Below are 1,368 nucleotides of genomic sequence, written 5' to 3'. Positions count from 1 at the left end.
AAAAAAATCAATGAAGGTTGATTATAGCGAAGGATATCTAGGTTATTGAAGTTAAAGAATTGATTGCTGATGATATCTCAATTTTAATGGTTTAAACGCTATTAAGAGATAGTGAGTACTAAATGAAGTGTGAACAGGAAATCATAACTGAAAACAGGAGTAATTTAGGGAATACCATGACCTAAGTAGTAGTAAACTGAGAGGTGCGATTGGTGAGAGCTTAGAGACGTGCTCAGGAATGCTGTGAAGATAGGGATTGAGATATTAAGGTGAGATAGGAAGAACTGGTAAGTAGTGAGGTTAGGATGGGTGTTGAAAGTTCGAACTCTATATAGTTTAAAAGATATAATTACAGATAAGATCCGTTTGCATATTGCTGGACAGAAAGTACTGGGTAATGGTGGTTGTGGTGGAGTTGACAATGTAAGCATAGAAGAATATGAAAATAACTACGGAATGAATATGCGAGAACTCCATAGACAGTTGAGAGAGAACACTTATGAGCCATTACCAGTATTAAGAACATACATTTCCAAAGGAAATGGAGAGAAGAGACCATTAGGCATTCCAGTAATCAAAGATAGGATTGCTCAACAAGCAGTCAGGCAAGTACTGGAAGTATATCTTGAACGAGAATTTTGCGAATGTTCTTTTGGATTTAGACCCAATAGATCAGCCCATGATGCAATAGAAAAGATAGAAGAATATAAAAAAGAGGGGTATCATTGGGTAGTAGACGCTGACATTAAATCTTACTTCGATACTATAGATCATGAATTATTAATGGATTTTATAGCGGAGTATATAAGTGATGGTTGGGTTTTGGATATTATTAGGTCATGGTTGACTATAGGAGTCATGACCGAAGAGGGTAGAGAAGAAACGAGAGAAGGGACACCTCAAGGAGGTGTCATATCTCCTCTATTAGCTAATATCTATCTACATTATTTTGATAGGAAGATGACCCGTCGGGGTTATAAGATAGTTAGATTTGCGGACGATTTTGTAATTTTGACAAAAAGTAAAGATAAAGCTGATAGAGCACTAAAAGTTACTCGTCAAACTATAGAGAATGAATTAAAGTTAAAACTTCATCCTCGAAAGACTGTAGTAACGAATTTCTATGATGGATTTGAATTTCTAGGATTCAAATTTCATTATTCTAGATATAAGAGACCCAAAGAGAGAGCAATAACAAAATTCAAGAACAAAATAAGGAAGATTACTGGTAGAGCTAGACCATTTCCTGTAGAGGTGATAATTGCCGAGTTGAACCCAGTCTTGAGGGGTTGGGGGAACTACTTTAAGATAGGAAATGTAAAGAGACTATATAGAAAATTAGATGGATGGATAAGAATGAGAATACGT

The 1,368-nt window shown here is 35.6% G+C and carries 1 protein-coding gene; it reads left to right on the top strand.

What is annotated here, in order from left to right:
* Positions 1-309: 309 nt before the first annotated feature.
* The coding region (ltrA, locus tag MWH25_RS12775; protein WP_248628035.1) for a group II intron reverse transcriptase/maturase at positions 310-1,368 on the top strand (1,059 nt) is incomplete at its 3' end.

The organism is Natroniella acetigena (genome assembly GCF_023227745.1).
Classification (GTDB): domain Bacteria; phylum Bacillota; class Halanaerobiia; order Halobacteroidales; family Halobacteroidaceae; genus Natroniella; species Natroniella acetigena.
Note: the sequence above shows the minus strand (reverse complement) of the source record. Positions and strands in the feature narration are given on the sequence as shown.